The organism is Microcystis sp. M53598_WE2 (assembly GCF_030067735.1).
GTDB lineage: Bacteria > Cyanobacteriota > Cyanobacteriia > Cyanobacteriales > Microcystaceae > Microcystis > Microcystis aeruginosa.
This window is the reverse complement of the sequence record NZ_JASJFE010000574.1, coordinates 1-1,510: the sequence shown is the minus strand read 5'-3', so window position 1 is coordinate 1,510 and position 1,510 is coordinate 1. Positions and strand designations below refer to the sequence as shown.

1 protein-coding gene is annotated in these 1,510 nt (G+C 36.4%); it reads right to left on the bottom strand.

Translation table 11 applies throughout. From position 1 onward, the window contains the following. The coding region (locus PX636_RS11680) for an SDR family oxidoreductase (RefSeq protein ID WP_288117287.1) at positions 1-1,510 on the bottom strand (1,510 nt) is incomplete at both ends.

Below are 1,510 nucleotides of genomic sequence, written 5' to 3'. Positions count from 1 at the left end.
CATCAAACTGGGGGGGATAACCTGCGGATAAATTTTCATCTGAAAAATTATCTAACACCGGAGATAAAGCATTATCTGTATTAATTTTACATTGTTCTGTTAAATGTGATCGCCATTTTTCAAAAGAAACCAACTGCAACGGATAACCCATTTCCCGAACACAATCAAATAAGTCACGATTTAAGGTTGGGTGAGAATTCAACAAATGAAATGCTTTCCCTAAAGAGCTTTCTTGACTGGCTAAATGTATAATTGCACCACTCACATAATCCACAGGAGTGAGGTCTTCTGTACTATCGCCAAAATCAGGAATCATTCCTAATTGAATACAGCCTTTAATCATACGACAAAACAAATCTTCTCTATTACAAATTCCAGTTTTACTATGTCCAATAATTCGAGATGCTCTGAAAATTGTCATCGGAAGTCCCCGTTTTCCAGCTTCCATGATTAATTTTTCAGCGACCCATTTACTTTGAGTATAACCGGCATTGAGTCCATGATTTATACCCAGGGGATCAGATTCTTGAATTAAGTTTCCTTGAGCATAACTGGGGGAAAAAACAGAAATCGTCGAGACAAAATGGACAGGTTTGGTTTTAATTAAGCAGGCTAATCTCAAGATTTCTGCTGTTCCTAAAACATTAGTGGGTTTCAGTATTGAATAGGGATAAATTGCATTAACCCAAGCTCCATTATGATAAATCACATCAATTTGATTGGCTAATTCCAGAAAATCAGGTTCACACATTCCTAAACGTTTTTGGGATAAATCACCAATAACAGGAATAATACGAGAGCTTTTCTGTTCATCCCATAATTGAAAGGTTTTTAATTTCTGGTAAATTTTCGCTTGAGCTTGTTCTAAACTTTTGTCTCGAATTAAACAATGAATATTAGCTTCTGTTTTGTCCAACAATTCAGCTAATAAATGAATTCCGAGAAAACCCGTAGCTCCTGTTAGCAAAATATCAGCAGGTTTCTGAGGAAAGAAAGTCAGAATATTCGGCGGTTGAATGGTGGGATCTAGGGCAATTTCGACTTGCCAATCTGGGATTTGATCACTCTCAATTGTATCAGATAAATTCAAGTCTAAATTAGAGGATAATCCTGCTACCGTCGGTTCTGAAAAAAGATAGTTTAAAGGAATATTAATAGCTAATTGTTCTCGCAGTCGAGAAATCACTTGGGCAGCTTTTAAAGAATGACCACCTAAGTCAAAGAAATTATCGAAAATACTAATTTGCTTTAACCCTAAAACATCTTGCCAAATCTCAGCAACAATTTTTTCCGTAGCTGTTCGGGGTGTAATCATCGTTTTTTGATACTGACTTTCGGTGGGTGCGGGTAAAGCGTTACGATCAATTTTTCCACTGCTCATTAAGGGCAATTCTTGAAGCTGTACAAAGAAAGCTGGAATCATATAATCTGGTAATTTCTGTTTAAGAAAACTCCGCAATTTTGCAGGATCAATGGATGGATATTTTGGCACAATATAAGCCACTAATTG